The sequence below is a fragment of the Azospirillum sp. SYSU D00513 genome, assembly GCF_017356015.1.
In the GTDB taxonomy this organism is placed as follows: Bacteria; Pseudomonadota; Alphaproteobacteria; order Azospirillales; family Azospirillaceae; genus Azospirillum.
Window position 1 is genome coordinate 157,971 of sequence record NZ_JAFIQV010000006.1, and the last position, 18,205, is coordinate 176,175.

17 protein-coding genes are annotated in these 18,205 nt (G+C 69.9%); 9 read left to right on the forward strand and 8 right to left on the reverse strand.

Translation table 11 applies throughout. The annotated features are described in order from the left end of the window. Window positions 1-45: 45 nt before the first annotated feature. The gene (uxaC, locus tag JUB11_RS06835; protein ID WP_207457606.1) at window positions 46-1,446 is read right to left on the reverse strand and encodes a glucuronate isomerase; all 1,401 of its coding nucleotides are present in this window, start codon (window positions 1,444-1,446) and stop codon (window positions 46-48) included. A gap of 226 nt (window positions 1,447-1,672) precedes the next feature. Beyond that, a complete protein-coding gene (locus JUB11_RS06840) occupies window positions 1,673-2,107 on the reverse strand; it encodes a methylglyoxal synthase (RefSeq protein ID WP_207457608.1) in 435 nt (144 codons plus the stop codon). Window positions 2,108-2,329: 222 nt separating this feature from the next. Here JUB11_RS06840 and JUB11_RS06845 point away from each other — a divergent pair, with 222 nt between their 5' ends. After that, entirely contained in the window at window positions 2,330-3,082 is a 753-nt protein-coding gene (locus tag JUB11_RS06845; RefSeq protein WP_247886897.1) for a GntR family transcriptional regulator, read from the forward strand. A 13-nt stretch (window positions 3,083-3,095) separates the two neighbouring features. On the opposite strand, the gene JUB11_RS06850 is transcribed toward JUB11_RS06845, so the two are convergent. Further along, a complete protein-coding gene (locus JUB11_RS06850) occupies window positions 3,096-3,611 on the reverse strand; it encodes a sigma-70 family RNA polymerase sigma factor (RefSeq protein ID WP_207457610.1) in 516 nt (171 codons plus the stop codon). A gap of 273 nt (window positions 3,612-3,884) precedes the next feature. Here JUB11_RS06850 and JUB11_RS06855 point away from each other — a divergent pair, with 273 nt between their 5' ends. The 8 genes from JUB11_RS06855 to JUB11_RS06890 all read left to right on the forward strand — a co-directional run bounded on the left by JUB11_RS06855 (window position 3,885) and on the right by JUB11_RS06890 (window position 15,082). After that, window positions 3,885-4,934 (forward strand): FecR domain-containing protein, encoded by a 1,050-nt coding sequence (locus tag JUB11_RS06855; protein WP_207457612.1) that lies wholly within the window; start codon window positions 3,885-3,887, stop codon window positions 4,932-4,934. 224 nt (window positions 4,935-5,158) lie between these two features. Then, window positions 5,159-7,438, forward strand: a complete 2,280-nt coding sequence (locus JUB11_RS06860; RefSeq protein ID WP_348771375.1) for a TonB-dependent receptor — start codon at window positions 5,159-5,161, stop codon at window positions 7,436-7,438. A 76-nt stretch (window positions 7,439-7,514) separates the two neighbouring features. Further along, window positions 7,515-7,799, forward strand: a complete 285-nt coding sequence (locus JUB11_RS06865; protein ID WP_207457617.1) for a DUF2218 domain-containing protein — start codon at window positions 7,515-7,517, stop codon at window positions 7,797-7,799. 79 nt (window positions 7,800-7,878) lie between these two features. Continuing rightward, window positions 7,879-9,810, forward strand: a complete 1,932-nt coding sequence (locus tag JUB11_RS06870) for an IucA/IucC family protein (RefSeq protein ID WP_207457619.1) — start codon at window positions 7,879-7,881, stop codon at window positions 9,808-9,810. Then, on the forward strand, window positions 9,794-11,527 hold the full coding sequence (locus JUB11_RS06875) for an IucA/IucC family protein (RefSeq protein WP_211112448.1): 1,734 nt from the start codon (window positions 9,794-9,796) through the stop codon (window positions 11,525-11,527). Before JUB11_RS06870 ends, JUB11_RS06875 begins: the two co-directional genes overlap by 17 nt. Before the next feature lie 77 nt (window positions 11,528-11,604). Then, entirely contained in the window at window positions 11,605-12,885 is a 1,281-nt protein-coding gene (locus JUB11_RS06880) for an AMP-binding protein (RefSeq protein ID WP_207457621.1), read from the forward strand. Further along, window positions 12,882-14,180, forward strand: coding sequence for a DUF6005 family protein (locus tag JUB11_RS06885; RefSeq protein WP_207457623.1), 1,299 nt, complete (start codon window positions 12,882-12,884; stop codon window positions 14,178-14,180). Before JUB11_RS06880 ends, JUB11_RS06885 begins: the two co-directional genes overlap by 4 nt. Then, window positions 14,180-15,082 (forward strand): sugar phosphate isomerase/epimerase family protein, encoded by a 903-nt coding sequence (locus JUB11_RS06890; RefSeq protein ID WP_207457626.1) that lies wholly within the window; start codon window positions 14,180-14,182, stop codon window positions 15,080-15,082. Before JUB11_RS06885 ends, JUB11_RS06890 begins: the two co-directional genes overlap by 1 nt. Window positions 15,083-15,102: 20 nt before the next feature. On the opposite strand, the gene JUB11_RS06895 is transcribed toward JUB11_RS06890, so the two are convergent. The 5 genes from JUB11_RS06895 to JUB11_RS06915 are packed head-to-tail and all read right to left on the reverse strand — an operon-like array spanning window position 15,103 to window position 18,179. Then, window positions 15,103-15,513: a Na+/H+ antiporter subunit G gene (locus tag JUB11_RS06895; protein WP_207457628.1), complete on the reverse strand. Its 411-nt coding sequence runs from the start codon at window positions 15,511-15,513 to the stop codon at window positions 15,103-15,105. An 8-nt stretch (window positions 15,514-15,521) separates the two neighbouring features. Then, window positions 15,522-15,791, reverse strand: coding sequence for a K+/H+ antiporter subunit F (locus tag JUB11_RS06900; protein WP_207457630.1), 270 nt, complete (start codon window positions 15,789-15,791; stop codon window positions 15,522-15,524). Continuing rightward, window positions 15,788-16,279, reverse strand: coding sequence for a Na+/H+ antiporter subunit E (locus JUB11_RS06905; RefSeq protein ID WP_207457632.1), 492 nt, complete (start codon window positions 16,277-16,279; stop codon window positions 15,788-15,790). Before JUB11_RS06905 ends, JUB11_RS06900 begins: the two co-directional genes overlap by 4 nt. Window positions 16,280-16,281: 2 nt before the next feature. Continuing rightward, window positions 16,282-17,817: a monovalent cation/H+ antiporter subunit D gene (locus JUB11_RS06910; protein ID WP_207457634.1), complete on the reverse strand. Its 1,536-nt coding sequence runs from the start codon at window positions 17,815-17,817 to the stop codon at window positions 16,282-16,284. Continuing rightward, the gene (locus JUB11_RS06915; protein ID WP_207457636.1) at window positions 17,814-18,179 is read right to left on the reverse strand and encodes a Na+/H+ antiporter subunit C; all 366 of its coding nucleotides are present in this window, start codon (window positions 18,177-18,179) and stop codon (window positions 17,814-17,816) included. The genes JUB11_RS06910 and JUB11_RS06915 overlap by 4 nt, the downstream gene beginning before the upstream one ends. Window positions 18,180-18,205 lie beyond the last annotated feature (26 nt).

Sequence of the window (18,205 nt, forward strand, 5' to 3'; positions counted from 1 at the left end):
ACGGCGGGGCAGGGTCCCGCCGTCCTTGCTGTCCTCGGGACGCCGTCAGAGCTTGTAGGCGTTCTTGGCGAGGCGGTAGGCGAGGTCCACGGCCAGTTCGCGCGCCTCGTCCTCTTCCAGACGGTGCTCGGCGACCAGCCGGGCGAGATAGGCGCAGTCCACGCGCCGCGCCACGTCGTGGCGCGCGGGGATGGAGCAGAAGGCGCGCGTGTCGTCGTTGAAGCCGACCGTGTTGTAGAAGCCGGCCGTCTCCGTGACCGTCTCCCGGTAGCGCATCATGCCCTCGGGGCTGTCGAAGAACCACCAGGCCGGCCCGATGCGCAGCGCCGGGTAATGGCCGGCCAGCGGCGCCAGCTCGCGGGCGTAGCTGGTCTCGTCCAGCGTGAAGAGGATGATGGTCAGGTCGCGCTCGTTGCCGACCCGGTCCAGCAGCGGCTTCAACGCCCGCACATAGTCGGTGCGCGTCGGCATGTCGGCGCCCTTGTCGCGGCCGAACCGCTCGAAGACGCCGGGGTTGTGGTTGCGGAAGGAGCCCGGGTGGATCTGCATGACGAGCCCGTCTTCGAGGCTCATCTTCGCCATTTCCGTCAGCATCTGGCCACGGAACAGCTCGGCCTCCTCGGGCGTGACGGTGCCGCGCAGGGCCTTGTCGAACAGCCGCTCGGCGTCGGCGCGCGACAGGTCCGCCGTGGCGGCGGTCGGGTGGCCGTGGTCGGTCGAGGTGGCGCCGAATTCCTTGAAGTACTGGCGGCGGTTCGCCAGGGCGGCGAGGTAGCCGGCCCAGTTGCCGGTGTTCTCGCCGGTCATGGCGCCCAGCGCCTCGACGTTGGCCTGGAAGCCCTCGAACTCCGGATCGACGACCGGGTCCGGGCGGAAGGCGGTGACGACGCGGCCCTTCCAGCCGCTCTCGCGGATGGCGCGGTGGTGGTCCAGCGGGTCGAGCGGCGATTCGGTGGTCGCGATGACCTCGATGTTGAAGCGCTCGAACAGGGCGCGCGGGCGGAACTCCGGCGTCTTCAGGGCGGCGTCGATCTGGTCGTAGATGCGGTCGGCGCTCTCGGCGCTCAGCCGCTCGGTGACGCCGAAGAGGGTCTCGAAGGCGTGGTCCAGCCACATGCGCGTCGGCGTGCCGCGGAACAGGTGCCAGTTCTGGGCCAGCAGGCGCCAGATCTTGCGGCTGTCGGTCTCGACCGGGCCGCCGTCGCGGCGCGGCACGCCCAGGCTCTCCAGCGGCACGCCCTGGCTGTAGAGCATGCGGAAGGCGTAGTGGTCGGGCACGACGAACAGGGTGGCCGGGTCGGGGAAGGCCTCGTTCTTCGCGAACCAGGACGGGTCGGTGTGGCCGTGCGGGCTGACGATGGGCAGGTTGCCCACCTCCGCGTAGAGCCGGCGCGCGATGTCGCGCTGGGTCGGGTCGCTCGGGAAAAGGCGGTCGGGGTGGAGCATCGAAACTCTCCGCTGAGAGAAGGGGCCGCTGGACAGAGAACAGGGCCCCGGTGTGAGGGGAGCGGGCGCCGGATGCCGGACTGTGCGAACAGCCCCCGCGCGACCACGCCGACCCTGGGCGTGGCACAACATATTAATATATCAGTTCGCGATGCAAGCGTCTTCCGACGCCTACCGCCATCGATCAGGTCGGGGCATAGGCGCCCGCGATCCCGCCCGCCGGGCCTCAGACCCGGCGGCCCTCGTAGCCTTGGAAGTCGGCCGGCCGGGGCCGGTAGCCGCTGGAGAAGAGCGGGGAGGAGATGATCATGTCGGCGGTCGCCTCGTTGCAGGCGAGCGGGATGTTGTAGAGCGTCGCCAGCCGGGTCAGCGCCTTCACGTCCACGTCGTGCGGCTGGGCGGTCATGGGATCGACGAAGAAGACCAGCATGTCGATGCGCGCCTCCGCGATCATGGCGCCGATCTGCTGGTCGCCGCCCAGAGGACCGCTCTTCAGCAGCGTCACTTCCAGCTCCGGGTGCGCCTCGCGGACCAGCTTGCCAGTGGTGCCGGTGGTCCAGAAGGCGTGGCCGTCGAGCGTGCCGATGTTGGCGCCGAGCCAGGCGATCAGGTCCTTCTTGCGGGCGTCGTGCGCGACCAGCGCGATGCGCTTGCGTTCCATGATGGGCGTCCTCTCCTTCGGACGGCCATGTGACGCGGGCCGCCGCTGCTTCGGTCCCGCAAGGCTAATATATCAGTCCGTCCGGCGACAGCGCCACGTCGCGGAAAAACGCCGAAGACCGGCCCTGCGGCGCACCCCTTCGCCTGGCCACGCGTTTGACCGCCGCCGAAGGGCGCCGCTATAGTCGCGGAAAGGTCGTTCCTGCCTGGGTGGAGTGGGCGTTTGAGCAATTCGGTACGGGCTGCGGGGCCGGGTGCCGCGCGGCGGGGCACCACCGTCGCCGCCACCATCCACCGCGAACTGCGCGCCGAGATCGTGTCGCTGGCCCGCAAGCCGGGTGAGCCGATCTCGGAAAAGCAGATCGCCGAGGCCTTCGGCGTCAGCCGCACGCCCGTGCGCGAGGCCGTGCTGCGGCTGGCCGATGAAGGGCTGATCGAGATCTTCCCGCAGTCCGGCACCTTCGTCGCCCGCATCCCGCTCGCCTCCTTGCCGGAGGACATCGCCATCCGCCGCGCGCTGGAGGAGGCCGCGGTGCGCTACGCCGCCGAACGGGCGACGGCCAGCCAGGTCGCCCGGCTGCGCGCCAACCTGGAGCTGGCGCGTGAAATGGAAGCGGCGGGCGACCAGGAGGGCTTCCACCAGGCGGACGAGGCCTTCCACGCCCTGATCGCCGAGACGGCGGGCTATCCCGGTTTCTGGACGCTCACCCAGCAGGTCAAGGTGCAGGTGGACCGCTACCGCCGGCTGACCTTGCCGGTGCGGGGCCGCATGGCGCAGGTGATCGCTGAGCACACCGCCGTCGTGGAGGCCGTCGCGGCCCATGATCCGGCGGGCGCGGTCCGCGCGCTGGCGGCGCATCTCGACAACCTTCAGGTCGCCATCGCAAACGCGCACCAGGCGAACCCGCTCTACTTCTCCGTCCCGGCGGAAGGCGGAACGGACGGTGGAATGGACGGCGAGATGGAAAAGGCCTGAGCCCTGGGCGGGCTCAGTTCCGTTCCGCGCGCGACAGCGCGTCGGCGAAGTGCCCCATCGCGAGCTTCATGTCGTTGAAGACCGTCCCCTGCGAGACGCCGAGATGCTCGGCGATCCGGGGATAGGACCAGCCCTCCACCCGGTTGAGGATCCAGACGCGGCGCGCCCGTTCCGGCAGCGCGTCCAGCGCGCCCTTGAAGCGGTTCAGCCGCTCGCGCTGGAGGAGGTGCTCCTCCGCCGACGGGTCCGCCGACGGGATCTCCAGCCTGTCCAGATCCTCGGCCGGCCGGACCTCGAAGCGCTCCTGCGTCTTGCGCCGCCGGATGTGGTCGAGCGCCAGGTTCCGGACCGTGCGGTGCAGGAAGGCGCCGATGTTGTCGATCGGTCCCTTTTCCGCCGCGTTGTGGGCGCGCAGCCAGCTTTCCTGGAGGAGATCCTCGGCCGTCTGCGGGTCGCGCACGATCCGCAGCGCCCGCCCCAGGAGCGAATGGCGGTGATCGAGATAGATGGCGTTCAGGCGTGCGGGCATGGTCAGCCTATCGTCGCTGTGCGGGCTTGTCGTTCCCCGGGTGAAGGCGCCTGTGGCCCTTCCGAAGCCGGCTTTCCCGACACCGGCGACCGCACCGTCACGACCGAAGGCTTGCCAGATTGGCCCAATCTCCGCAACTGATAATTATTCTCATTTTCACGGGGCGGTACGGAATCGCCTTTTTCGGCCCTCCGCCCTGCCGCGCCGTCCATATTGTGTCGTCCGCGCGGTTGAACGTCTAAGCTATAGGAAGCCCGAACACGAAGAGCGCGGATGACCCGAGTGGAGCAGGACAAAGTCGACGGCCCCGATCCGTCCGGAGGGTACCGGCACCCCGACCCGGTCACCGACGAGGCGCTGACCTGGTTCGCCGCGCTCCAGGACGGCGTGCCCGATGCCGGAACGCTCGCGGCCTTCCAGGACTGGCGGCGGAGCGACCCGCGCCGCGCCGCCGCCTTCGACCGGCTGGCGGAGATCGCCGGCATGCCGGAGCTGCGGGCCGCCACGCTCGCCAGCCCGTCCGCCCCCGCAGTGCGGCCACCTGCTCCCGCGCCTGCGCCTCTGCCCCCGCCGGTAAGCCTGCCCAAGCCGCGCCGGGCGCCCCGGCGGCGGCGGTGGGTGGCGTGGGTGGCCGCCTCCGCCGCGCTGGTCGCGGCCGGCCTCCATCTCTATCCAGCGGCCGCGCTCCGCTGGGCCGCCGACCATTGGACGGCAGCGGGGGAGCGGCGGGAGTTTCCGCTGCCCGACGGATCGCGGCTGCTGCTCGGCGGCGGATCGGCCGTGGCGCTGGACTTCGCGGAGGGGCGGCGGCTTGTCCGGCTGCTGCGGGGGGAGGGGTTCTTCGAGGTCGTACCCGACGCGGCGCATCCTTTCCGCGTCGTCGCCGCCCACAGCACCGTGCAGGTCACGGGAACCGCCTTCGCGGTGCGCTCCGGCGAGCGGGAGGACGCGGTCGTGCTGGAGCGCGGCCGGGTGTCCGTCACCGGTTCGGCACAACCGGACCAGTCCCTGGCGCTGGCGCCGGGCGAACGGGTGACGGCGACGGACGACGGCCTGTCGGTGGCGGTCCGCGTCGATTCCGCCTCGGCGCTGGCCTGGCGCGAGGGGCGCTTCATCTTCCACGACCAGCCGCTGGGGACCGTGGTCGAAACTCTGCGGCGCTATCACGACGGGACGATCCTGCTGCTCGGCCGGCGGATCGGCGAGGAGCGCGTCAGCGGCAACTTCCGGCTGGACGATCCCGTCGGGGCGCTCCGCTCGCTCGCCGAGATCGCGGGCGCGCGGATGGCCGTGCTGCCGGCGGGCGTGATCGTCATCGGCTGAAACCATCCCACCCTCAGACTTTTCTGCCCTGCGACTTTTTGGCCCGAGAATTTTTTGGCCCAGGATTTTTTTGTAAGGTCGCCCTGCCCCGAACGTCAGGCGAGAAGGGGGAAGCTTCAGCCGTCGGCTCTGATCCCCCGGAACGCCACACATGAGGGGAGTCGCAGGGGATGCTTGGCCGTAGGGGGGTGACGCCGGGGGTTGGGGCGCGGAAGGGGAAGTCCGTGAACCGGCGGTTGGTTTGGACATTGACGGCCTCGACGGCCCTCGGCTGCGCATTGGCGATCCCGCTGCCTGTCCTGGCGCAGCAGACGGCGCAGGCGGACGCCGCCCGGCAAATGGATTTCGCGATCCCCGCCCAGCCGCTTCCGGCCGCGCTCGACGCCTTCACCCGCCGGACCGGCTGGCAGCTCGTCTATTCCAGCGGGCTGGCGGCGGGCCGGACCTCGCAGCCGGTCGCGGGCAACATGACGCCGGACCAGGCGCTGCAGGGCCTGCTGGCCGGCACCGGCGTGACGGTCCGCATGACCGGCCCGGCCGCCGCGACCCTCGCCGCGGCCCCGACTGGCACCGATACCGGTGCGGCGCCGGTGGCCGTGGGTGACGCCGGAGACGCCATGGTGCTGGGCGCGATCACGGTGACCGGCGCCTCCTGGAACGGCATCGGCCACACCGAGATCACGCAGGAGGACCTGGACCGGAAGAACCCCACGAGCATCCGCGAGGTCTTCGCCGGCGAGCCGGGGATCCGGGTCGGCAGCTCCGTGCCGATGTCGCAGAAGGTCTACGTGAACGGCGTGGAGGAAACCAACCTCAACGTCACCATCGACGGCAGCCGGCAGAACAACAAGATCTTCCACCACAACGGCACGACCCTCATCGACCCGGTCTTCCTGAAGGCCGTGCGGGTCGATGCCGGCGTGGCGCCGGCGGATGCCGGGCCGGGTGCGCTGGCCGGCTCCATCGCCTACGAGACCAAGGACGCGCGCGACCTGCTCGACGGTGACGGGGTGGGGGCCTTCGTGAAGTCCGTGCTGAGTTCGAACGGGCCGGGCGTGACCACCAGCCTCGCCGGCTATGGCCGCTCCCAGGGCTTCGAGGGGCTCGGCTACATCAATTACGGCACGGGCCGCAAGTTCAAGGCCGGCAACGGCGACCGGGTGGAGGGCACCGAGACGGACCTGCTGAGCGGCCTCGTCAAGGGCGCCTACGAGACCGAGTCCGGTCACCGCCTCCAAGTCAGCCATGAGCGCATCCACGACGAGGCGCCGCGGCCCTTCCGCGCGAACACCGGCTTCATCACAGGACGTCCGGCCTGGGAACCGGTGGTGCGCGACTACAGCCTCGACCGGCAGAACACGGTGCTGTCCTACAGCCACACGCGCCCGACCGAGCTGTGGGACCCGAAGTTCGTCCTCGCCTACGGGCGGACCGAGGTGGAGACGCCGATCTTCGTGCGCCCCCGCCCGCCCAGCACCGTGGCCACCAGCTTTCCGGGCGAGGGCGAAACCGCGTCCTTCAACGGCAAGCTCGAGAACCGCTTCTCCTTCGGGCTCGGGACGGTCACGGTCGGCACGGACTTCTACCGCGACGAGGCCAGCTACGAGGACGAGACCTTCGCCGCCGGCGAGAAGGCCCGCAACAACGGCCTCTACGCCCAGGCGCGGCTTGAGCCCTGGGAGCGGCTGCGCCTCTCCTTCGGCCTGCGCGGCGACCGCCAGACCTTCGAGGGCACGACCGGCGAGGACTGGACCAACAGCGGCCTCAGCCACAACATCTCGGCCGAGCTGGACATCATCCCGCGCTTTCTGACGGCAAAGGCGGGCTATTCCCACAGCTGGGCGGGCATCCCGCTGGCCGAGAACTTCATCATGAACACGGACTGGAACTACGGGAACGGGCCGGAGCCGGTGACGGCGGACAACTGGACCGCCGGGCTTGAGGCCCATTACGACGGCTTCACCGCCGAGGGCCGGGTGTTCCGGACGAAGCTCGACGACGCGCGTGCCGCGCGCTTCGCGGTGGCGAGCGCCAACCTCGCCCGCGACGTGCGGTCGGAGGGTTACGAGGTCGGCTTCGGCTATGGCTGGGCCGACGGGTTCGTGCGCGTGAAGTACGCGGACATCGACGTCACCATCGACGGGCTGCCCGCCGACTCCGACACCGGCACCTATCTCGCCACCCCCATGGGGCAGATCATCACGGTCGGCGGCGCCCACACCTTCCGCGCCTGGAACGTGACCGTCGGCGCCGACGCGGAGTTCGTGCTCGACTATGAGGACGTCCAGCCGGGCAACCTCCCGCTGGAAGGCTACGAGACGGTCAACCTCTTCGCGGAGGTGCGGCTGCCGGACCTGTCCGCCCTCACCCTGCGCGCGGACGTCCGCAACCTCTTCGATGCCACCTACGCCGACCGGGCCACCTATGGCCAGGAGTTCGGCACGGTCACGCCGCTCTACCAGCCCGGCCGGACCTTCATGCTCACCGCTTCGGCCCGCTTCTGACCGGCCGAGGGCGGTGAAGGGGGGGCGGCGTCCCGCCGCTCCTCCTTTCCCCGCATTCCGACAAGGGACAAGACCCATGCTCGAAACCGCCACCCTGTTCGAAACCGAGCACGGCCAACGCTACGCCGGCCAGCTCTGCAAGCATTTCGCCCACAAGATCGAGGTCGTCCCTTCCGAGGAAGGCGGCGAATGCCGCTTCTCCTGCGGCACGGCGGCCCTGCGGGCGGAAGCGGGCGGCCTGCGCATCCGCGTGAGCGCGCCGACGGCCGAGGGGCTCGCGGAGACGAAGGCCGTGATCGAGAGCCATCTTCTGCGCTTCGCCTTCCGCGAGGGCGAGCGCCGGCTCGACTGGTCTGCCTGAAGCGCCGGCCCGCCGAGAACCGGCGCCCGCAGCCCCCGCGCCCGCAGCCAATTCGCGACCCGTCGCCAGGATGGCCACCATGAGTTCCCGCCAGCCGCGATCCTCCCAGCAGATCGCCGAACAGGTCACCTTCCAGAGCTTCGCCAACTGCTACCGCCGCGAGATCGACGCGGGCAGGCTGGTCCGGCACGACGGCGCCGATGGGACCGCCATCGGCGCCGCCACGGAGGAGGCCTCGGAGCCGGGCGGTTCGCCGGCCGGCCCCGACTGCATCGAATGGGCGCTCCCGTCGCAGGGGGCGGCCCTGCGCGCGGAGATCGCCGCGCGCTCCCTGTGCGGCCCGGTCGGGTTCGGCCGTCTCTGGATGCGGACCGGGACGGAAGGCGCCTGGCAGCCGGCGGAGCCCTTCTCCGCCCTCTACTGCCTGTCCCGCGAGAGCTACGCCCGTTTCGGCGCCAGGGGACATGATTTGCGGGGGAGCGAACTCGAACTGCTGCTCCGCGTGCTGCAAAGCTACCAGTCGGTCGAGCGTTACATCGATGCGCAGCGGATGGAAAGCACGGACGGAGACGATTTCATCGCCGCCGAACAGTCGCTCGTCTTCGGGCACTGGCTGCACCCGACGCCGAAGAGCGTTCAGGGCATGAGCCACTGGCAGCAGCCGAGCTACGCGCCGGAGTTGCACGGCCGCTTCCGCCTGCGCTTCTTCGCCGCCGTCTCGTCCCGCGTGAGCCACCGTTCCGCCTTCCGGCAGGGCGCGCCGGAGATGATATCGGCGATGCTGGGCACTGATGGCGCGCGGCTTCCGCTCGCCGAGGGCGAGCAGCTCATCCCCATGCACCCGCTCCAGGCGGAGGCGCTGCTGCTCGACCCCGAGGTCCGGGATATGGTGGAGGAGGGCACGCTGCGCGACCTGGGGCCGGCCGGGCCGGACTTCACCGCCACCTCCTCCGTGCGCACGGTCTACAGCCCCGACAGCCCGTGGATGCTGAAATTCTCGCTGCCCGTCCGCATCACCAACTCCGTGCGGCTCAACCGCCGGCACGAGCTGGAGGCCGGCGTCCTCATGGCGAAGCTGATCGGGGCGATCGGGCCGTCGCTGGGCGCGCGGCTGCGCTTCCTGCTCGACCCGGCCTACATCACGCTCGATCTGCCCGGCCGGGCGGAAAGCGGCTTCGAGGTCATCCTGCGCGAGAACCCGTTCGTGGGCGGGCGGCGCCGCGGGGTCGTCACCATCGCGGCGCTGACCGCCGATCCGCTGCCGGACCGGCCCTCCCGGCTGGAGCGGCTGGTCCGGCGCCTCGCGACGTCGCGCGGCATCACGCTGGCGGAGGCGTCCCGCCATTGGTTCGGGCGTTATCTGGCCTGCGCGCTGGACCCCGTGCTGAGCCTCTACGACGAGCATGGCATCGCCCTGGAGGCCCATCAGCAGAACGGGCTGCTCGACATCGGCCAGGACGTGCCGAGCCGCTTCCACTACCGCGACAACCAGGGATTCTATCTCTGCGACGGCTACCGCGACAGCCTCCGCCGGCATGTGCCCGAGGCCGACAACATGCGCTCGCTCTGGTACGGCGAAGAGGAGATCAACCGGCGCGTCTCCTACTACCTCATCGTGAACCAGGTCTTTTCCGTCATCTCCCGGCTGGGAAAGGACGGGCTGGTGGGCGAGGAGGATCTGCTGGCGATGCTGCGCGGGCGGCTGGAGTCCCTCGCCCCGTCGCTGCGCAGGGCGGGGCGGTCCTTTGTCGAGGGGCTGCTGGACAGCCCGACCATCGGGGCGAAGTTCAACCTGACCACCCGCCTGCTCGACATCGACGAACTGGAAACGCCGAACGAGGGCGCGCTCTACGCGGCCCTGCCGAACCCGCTCCACCGCCAGGCGGGCCACATCCCGAGCGATCTCGCAAACCGTGCCGCCGGTGTATCCCCAGCTGCGCCCACGAGGCCGTCCGCCGCCCGCCGCCCCGGCCTGCGCCCCGAAGGAGGCTTCCATGCCTTTCCCTCTTGATCTGCCCGGCCGCCCGGACGAGCGGGTGGCGCGGCAGCTCGCGGCCGCCCTCCTGTTCGAGGAGCTGGTGACGGCCCGGATCACGGGCGAGGGAGACGCCCTGCTGTTCCATTGGGTCGTGGGACGGCGGGATTTCCGCTGCCGGGGCCGTCAGGGACCCTTCGGGCGGCTGCGGATCCTGCCCGGCTCGGTCGAGACGCGCTCCGGGCTCGGGCTCTGGGAGGCGGCGGATCACCGCGCGCTCCTCGAAGGGCTGCCGGTGCCGGAGGCGCACAAGGCGGCTCTGCTGGCCGAACTCGACCGCACGGTGGCGCTATGCCGCTGGAACGACGCCAACCTGCCCTTGCGGATGCGTCGTGGGCTCGTCGGCGAGAGCCGTGGCTACGCCGAGCTGGAGGGGGCGCTGGAAGAGGGACACCCCTATCATCCCTGCTTCAAGGCGCGGCTCGGCTTCAGCGAGGACGACCACGCCGCCTTCGGGCCGGAAGCGGGGCAGGAATTCCAGCTCGTCTGGCTGCTCGTCGCCCGCGCCCATCTGCGCCAGGCGCTTCCCGGCGACGAATCCCGCTTCTGGCGGGCGGAGCTGGGCGAGGCGGTCTGGCAGGAGATCGAGGAGCGCCGCGCCATGCTCGGGCTGGACGCGGAGGCGTTCGGCCTCCTGCCGCTCCATCCCTGGCAATGGGAAGACCTGCGGCAGGGCGGGCTGGCGGGCTGGCTGGCCGACGGGCGCGCGCATGCGCTGGGGCCGCTCGGCGACCGCTACCGCGCCAGCCAGTCCCTGCGGACCGTCATGAACGCCGACGATCCGCGCAAGGCCGACGTGAAGCTGGCGATGAACATCGTCAACACCGCCTCGCGCCGGATCATCGTGCCCCATTCGGTCTGTACGGCCCCGGTCATCTCGCACTGGCTGACCGGGATCGTCGCCGCCGACGCCGACTTCGAACACCGCTATCCGCTGACGCTGCTGCCGGAATATGCGGGCATCATCGCCGACCGCGACGGGCCGCTCGCCGGCCAGATGGCCGTGTTGTGGCGGCGGAGCGTGACCGCGGCGCTGCGCGAGGGCGAGGGTGCCGTGCCCTTCAACCTGCTGGCGGTCACCGAGCCGGACGGCGACGCCTTCATCGCGGGCTGGGTGGAGCGCTTCGGGCTGGACGCCTGGCTCGACCGGCTGATCGAGGTGGCCGTCCTGCCGGTTTGGCATCTGCTGGTGTGCCACGGCGTCGCCGTGGAGGCGCATGGGCAGAACATGGTCCTGGTCCACCGCGACGGCTGGCCGGCGCGGCTCATCCTGCGCGACTTCCATGACAGCGTCGAATACGAGCCCGGCTTCCTGCGCGATCCCACCGCCGTTCCCCCGTTCCGCGACATGGACGATGAGTACCGCGACGGGCTTCCCAACCAGTATTACTGGGCGGACACGGTGGACGCCCTGCGCGAATTGGTCATGGACACGCTGTTCGTCTACAACATGACCGACCTCTCGCATCTCATCGAGCATCGCTACGGGCTTCCGGAACGCACGTTCTGGGAGAAGGTGCACCGCTGCCTGGAGCGGTACGCCCGGCGTCACGGGCTGGCCGAGCGCCAGGCGCTGGTCGGGCACCGGGCGGAGCGCCTGCTGGCCGAATCGCTCCTGACGGAGAAGCTGCTGAACGCCCGGACCGAGCTTCACCACTCCATACCGAACGTCTTCGCGGAGTTTCCGGCCTGACGGGCCGGGCTCACCCTTTTCTTCCGCTTTCACGATCTTCCGCTTTCACGATCTTCCGGCTTCAAAAGAGGCACACCATGATCCGGATCGACGACCGGCATTACGCACGGGCCGATATCGAGGCATTGACGGCGCGCAGCGCGGAACAGGCGCAGCTCATGAGGCGGCCCGGTGCCCGCGTCGCGGCCTGCTTTTCGGCGACCATCGACTGGCTGGGCCTTTTCTTCGCCGTCCGGGCGGCGGGCGGCAGCCTGCTGCCGCTCCATCCCAGCACGCCCCTGCCGGCGGCGCGGCGCATGGCGCGGGACGCCGGCTGCAACTACCTCTTCTACAACAGCCTCACACCCGAGGAGCTGGTGCCGGAGGACGGAGATCCCGAGGCGGTGGCCGGGCCGGGCCGTCTCCTCCAGATGAGCTCGGGCACCACCGGCGCGCCGAAATGCATCGCCCGGGACTGGAGCGCCATCGACCGGGAAATCGAGAGCTACGTCGGCTTCTTCCGCGAGCCCGAGGGCATGACCCCGGTGATCGCCTGCCCGACGACCCATTCCTACGGGCTGATCTGCGGGCTGCTGGTGGGCTTGAGGCGGGGGGCGGTCCCGGTCGTGCTGGACACCGGGAACCCGAAACACGTGCTGAAGACCCTGCGCGAGGTCGAGCGGCCGCTGCTCTATTCCTCTCCCGTCATCCTGCACGCGCTGGCGAAGCTGATGCCGGCGGACGAGACGATCCACGCGGCGATGACCTCCGGCACGCTGCTGCCCGAACCCTGGTTCGCGCGCATCCGGGCCAGGACGCGGCACATGTTCCAGCAGTACGGCTGCTCGGAGGCCGGCTGCATCGCCATCAACCCGGACATGACCGCCACCAACGAACTGGGCTATCCGCTGCCGCACCACGAGTTGCGTGCGGGCACGGATGCCGGCACGCCGGACGAAATCGTGGTCAGCGGGGCGGAGGGCGAGGTCCGCACCCGCGATCTCGGCTACCGCAAGCCCGACGGCATGCTGGTCTTCGTCTCGCGGCTGGACGACACGATCAACGTCTCGGGCATCAACGTCTATCCGGGCGAGGTCGAGGACGTGGTGATGACCATGCCGGGCGTGACCGACGCGGTTGCCTTCCGGAAGAGCGATCCCTTCGCGGGCGAGCGTGTGGCGCTGGCTTTCACCGCCAGCGGGCCGCTGGCGCCGGCGGCCATCCGCGGCTGGTGCCAGGAACGGCTCGCCGCCCACCAGCAGCCCGCCGAGATCATCCAGGCGGACAGCCTGCCGCGCATGGCCAACGGCAAGATCAGCCGCCGCCGGGTCGCCGAGCTTCATGCCGGCGGGGCGCTGGTGACGGGAGCGGTGCAATGACGCGGGACGGCGTCGTCGACGCGATCCACGCGGTCCTGCGGGATCATCTGAAGAACCAGCACCTCGATGGTTTCGGTCCCACAGCCCGGCTGAACGAGGACCTGTATCTGGACTCCGTCCTGATGATGGAGCTGTTCCTGGAACTGGAGCTGTCCTACGGGCTGGACGTGCCCGAACAGCTCATCGCCACGCGCGATCTGTCCACCGTGGCCGACGTCGCCGCCCTGTTCTCGGAGGAGACCGGGGACCTAGCGGTGGCACCGTCCCCCGCGCCGGAGCCGGGCAGCGTCCACGGGGAGGAGTATGTCGACATCAAGATCCATTGCGTCGTCAGCTGCCTGTGCGACGCCCTGAAGCGCGAAGGCATCGACCACCGCCCCTTCTATTTCGGCGTCTGGGACGCCGATTTCGCCGTCGGCGACACCATGGGGCTGCTCTACCACGCCCCCTCGGTCAGCCATGACGGTTTCCGCGCCTGGTACCGGCGGCTCTACGGGGCCGAGGTGCGGGAATGGTACGACCGGACCAAGAGCAAGGCCGAGAATTTGGCCACCCTGCTGGACCTCGTCGAGAACCGGCCGCCGACGCTGAACGTCATGGCGATGGTGGACCTGTTTCACCTGCCGGAGCGGGAGAACAAGTTCAACCAGAACCCCTTCCCCCATTACCTGATGCTGGAGACCGCCGCCGACCCGCAGGTCTTCTTCGTCTCCGACCCGGATTTCCGCTGGGAGGGGGAGGTCGCGCGGGACCGGATCGTCAACGCCTTCCTTCAGCCGAGCGTTGCCGGCGGCTTCGCCTTCGACCGGCGGGACCTGCGGACGCCGGCGGCGGCGGACCTCAAGGCCTGGTTCGAGGCCTGCTTCCGTCCCGACGCCAACCCGCTCACCGACGCGGTCCGCGCCATCCTCACGGCTCATCTCGCGGGAAGGGACGGGCGCTCGCCGGCGGATCTCGCCACGGCCCTGCGCGAACTGCCGGTGCTCTCCATCCGCAAATACGCCTACGAGCATGGCTTCGCCTTCTTCTGGCGGGCGCTGCGCCTGCCCGACCCCAGCTTTCTCGCCCATTGCGACCGCATCGAGGAGCTGTTCCAGGGCTTCAAGGCCCTGCATTACGCGGCAATGCGGCTGAGCCAGACGGGGGACACCGGGCTTGCACCCGACCTTTTCGCCCGGCTGGACCGGCTCGACCGGCTGGAATTCGAGCTGAAGGCCGCGCTCGGCGCCGTCTTCCGCGACTGGTGTGCCGCCAACCGGCTGCCGCTCGAGTATTCCGAAAGCGAGGCCGCCTGATGAAGCTCTCTCTATGCACAATCACCTTCCGCCATCATTTGCTGTCGCTCGACGATCTGGCGCGCTGGGCGGCCGCGAACGGCTTCCAGGGCATCGAACTCTGGGGCGCGCACGCCCGGAACATGGCGGGCGACCCGGCGCGCGTGCCCGAACGCGACGCCGCCTGGCTGGCCGGCTTCGGGCTGTCGGTGCCGATGATCAGCGACTATCTGCCGCTCGAAGGCGACCCGGACGCGCTGCTCGCCGACGCGTCAGCGCTCTGCCGCTTGGCGAGGCGCTGGGGCGCCCGCAAGATCCGCACCTTCGCCGGAGGCAGCGGCAGCCGCGACACGCCGGCCGACCGGCGGGCGCTCATCGCGGAGCGGCTGCGCTTGGTCTGCGCGCTGGCGGCGGACCAGGGCCTCTCCCTCCTGGTGGAAACCCATCCGAAGACGCTGGCCGACGGGCTGGAGGCGACGCTGGCCCTGATCGAGGCGGTGGACCACCCCGCCCTGCGGGTCAATTTCGACGCGCTGCACGTGTGGGAAGCCGGGGACGATCCCGTCGCGGCCCGTCGCGCGCTGCTCCCGCGCATCGGCCATTACCACCTGAAGAACATCCGCTCGCGGGCGGACCTCGGCGTCTTCGAGGCGGCCAATGTGTATGCTGCGGCCGGGCGCCGCGACGGCATGGTCCCCCTGTTCGAAGGGGCGGTCGATTACCGGGCCTTCCTCGGGGAACTGATGGAGGAGCCCGGCGCCGAGGCCTCCCTGGAATGGTTCGGCCGCAACTGCCACGACGTGCTGCGCCATGACTGCCTGGCCGTTTCGGCGCTGGTCACGGCAGATGCGGCGAGCGGCCGGAGCGTGCCGCCGTGTGAAATTGCCGCGTCCCCGGATCGCCGCCTCCGGGCGGCGTCCTGATCCTTCCGGTTGCCTGCCCTTTAGGTCGCTTTGCCGCTCGTGCCGGGATCGCGGTGAGCCGGCTTGCCGGTGGGAACCGGGCGGTGGAACGTCGCCCAGCCGGTTTTCCGGCCCGTGGCCGGCAGGCTGGCCTGGGTCGACCCGCTGCGCAGGATGTGCGCCTTGGCGATCATGTAGGCCGACACCGGTGCCGTGAGGAACAGGAACAGCGTGATCAGGACCTCGTGCAGCGACAGGCCACCCCCGATGAACGCGAAATACAGCATGGAGCCGATGAGCGTCGCGCCGATGCCGAGCGTGGTGGACTTCGTCGGCCCGTGCAGCCGGCGCATGATGTCCGGCAGCTTGGCCAGCCCGATGGACCCGACGAGCAGGAAGAAGGTGCCCGTCAGGATCAGGACCGACACGATCAATTCGCCGATGAAGGTCATGGTCCCTCCTATTCGATCACGTTGCCGCGCAGCAGGAACTTGCAGAAGGCGGCCGTCGACAGAAAGCCGACCATGGCGAACAGCAGCGCCGCCTCGAAATACATCGCGGTGGAGTACCAGATCCCGACCACGACGATCAGCGCGATCGCGTTGATCACCAGCGTGTCGAGCGCCAGGACGCGGTCCAGCACGTCCGGGCCGGCCACGAGGCGGAAGACGTTGAGGAGCATGGCGGCCATGATCCCGCCGAAGGCGACGGCGCAGGCGATGGCGATCATTCGAAGATCTCCTTCAAGCGGCGTTCGTACCGGTCCTTGATCTGTGCCACCAGGGCGTCCGGATCGTCGGTGTCCAGGCAATGGACCAGCAGCGAGCGCCCATCGGCCGAGGTGTCGGCGCTGACCGTTCCCGGCGTCATGGTGATGGTGCCGGCCAGCACCGCGATGGCGTCGTGCGTGCGCAGGTCGAGCGGCACCGTGACGAAGCGCGAACGCAGCGTGTCGGCCCGGCGGAACAGCACGAGATAGGCGACCTGGATGTTGGACACGCAGATGTCCCAGGCCACGACCAGCAGATAGCCGAGGATCGCCCGCGGGTTGCGCAGGCGGCCCCGGTCCGGCCAGTACACCCCGGTGAAGCGCGGCACGAGAAGGCCGATGATGAGGCCAAGCACAAGATGGCCGATGGAGAAGTCGTTCGCCAGCAGCAGCCAGACGAGGACGATCATGACGGTCAGCGAAGGGTGCGGCAGCAGGCGGTTCATCATCGTCACCTCCCCAGGGCCAGTCTCGCATCGGGGCCGAGCACCGCGCCCACATAGCCGTCGATGTCCATGATCTGCCGGGCGGTCGCCGCGAAGACGTCGGTCGCCGGACCCGCTCCGACCGTCAGCAGGCCGGCGGCCCCGATCATGCCGGCGGCGGCGAGGATGGAGGTCAGGGGCAGGCCCGTGCCGTCGGCTGTGAGCGCCTCCTCGGCCCGGACCTCCGCCTTCCAGAAGAGGACGCTGCCGGCCCGGCTGTAGCCGATGATGACGGCGAGGCTCGTCGCCAGGATCAGGCCCCAGGCCCAGACCGCCGAGGAGGCCTCGCGCACGGCGTCGAGGACCAGCAGCTTGCCGATGAAGCCGGAGAAGGGCGGCAGGCCCGCCATCACGATCGCCGCCAGGAAGAACAATCCCGAGAGCAGCGTGGCGTGCGGAACCGGCGGGGCGGTCGTCAGCCGGTCCTCCCAGTGACGGCGATGCCGCACGATCATGTCCGCGACGAGGAAAAGCCCGGCCGCGGCGACCGTCGAATGCACCGCGTAATAGAGTGCCGCGGCCATGCCGCCCGCGTCGAAGAGGCTGATCGCGATGAGCAGCGATCCCATCGACCAGACCACGGAAAAGGCGACGAGGTCGAGCAGCCGCCGCGTCGCGAGGACACCCAGGGCGCCGACCACGAGGGTCAGCAGCGCCGCCGGCAGGAGCCACGGCTGCGCCGCGTTGGCCACCGCACCGGCTTCCGCCCCGAACACCATGCCGTGCATGCGGATGATGCAGTAGGCGCCGACCTTGGTCATGATCGCGAACAGGGCGGCCACCGGTGCCGGGGCGGCGCCGTAGGCCGTCGGCAGCCACCAGTGCAGGGGCACCAGCGCCGATTTCAGGGCGAAGACCAGAAGAAGCAGCAGCACGCCCGTGCGCAGGAGCGCCACGTCCCCCTCGGCGACCGCGCGCGCCTTGACCGCGATGTCGGCCATGTTGAGCGTGCCCGTCGTGGCGTAGATCAGCCCGACCGCGAACAGGAACAGCGTCGAGCCGACCAGATTGACCGCGACATACTGAAAGCCCGCCCGCAGCCGATAGGCCCCGCCGCCATGGAGCATCAGCCCATAGGACGCGATCAGCATCACCTCGAAGAACACGAACAGGTTGAAGGCGTCCCCGGTGAGGAAGGCCCCGCCGATCCCCATCAGCTGGAACTGGAACAGCGTGTGGAAATGCCGGCCTTTCGCGTCCCAGCCGCCGCAGGCGTAGACGACGACCGCGAGCGCCAGCACCGCGGTGACCAGAAGCATCAGCGCCGACAGGCGGTCCAGCACCATCACGACCCCGAAGGGGGCGGGCCAGTTGCCGAGGAGATAGACGCGGGTCGTTCCGTCCGACGCCAGGATGAACAGCCAGACCGCCGTCGCCAGCAGGAGGAGCGTGGAGACGGTGGAGACGAGCCGCTGGCGCGCCAGGTCGTGGCTCAGCGCCGTGACCAGGAAGGCCGCGGCGAAGGCCGGCAGGATGATCGGGACGATGATCCAGTGATTCATCGATGGCTCCGGTCCGGGACGCCGGGGATCCCGTCCTCGCCGCGCTCGGCGTTCCCTGCGTCGCTGCCGGTCTCGAGGAACCCGCGCAAGGCAAGCACCACGATCAGCGCCGTCATGCCGAAGGAGATCACGATGGCGGTCAGCACCAGCGCCTGCGGCAGCGGGTCGGCGTAGCCGGGAGACCCCGTCGCGATGATGGGAGGACGGTCCACGGTCAGGCGCCCCATGGCGAAAAGGAACAGGTTCACCGCGTAGGTGAGAAAGGCCAGGCCGATGATGACGGGGAAGGTCTGCCGGAGCAGCGCCAGGTAGATGCCCGTCGCGGTCAGCACGGCTATGCCGCTGGCGATCAGGAACTCCATGCCAGGTCTCCCATGTCCAGGTCTCC